The 231-nt window shown below is 55.8% G+C and carries 1 protein-coding gene; it reads left to right on the forward strand.

Going from position 1 to position 231, the window contains the following annotated elements; translation table 11 throughout:
- Positions 1–163, forward strand: a 163-nt coding sequence (locus RTW80_RS31075; protein WP_312722120.1) for a putative quorum-sensing-regulated virulence factor, incomplete at its 5' end; no start/stop codon positions are given.
- Positions 164–231 lie beyond the last annotated feature (68 nt).

A 231-nucleotide genomic window follows, 5' to 3' on the forward strand; every position in this document is an offset into this window, starting at 1 on the left:
ATATAAGGGTCGCAGGCTGATTGATTTACCGGAAGAGTATCTGCTGTGGTTTGCCCGTAAGGATGAGTTCCCCGCCGGGCGTCTGGGCGAGCTGATGGCTATCACGTTACTGATCAAAACAGAGGGGTTGACCCAGCTGGTTCAGCCCCTGAAACGTCCTTAAACTTTCGCGGCGCGGGTCTATTCCTGCGCCAGCTTTTCAGTCTGCGCCTTGTAACGCCGCGCCAGTAC

The organism is Escherichia sp. AM3, from assembly GCF_032029835.1.
GTDB classification, from domain to species: Bacteria; Pseudomonadota; Gammaproteobacteria; order Enterobacterales; family Enterobacteriaceae; genus Escherichia; species Escherichia coli.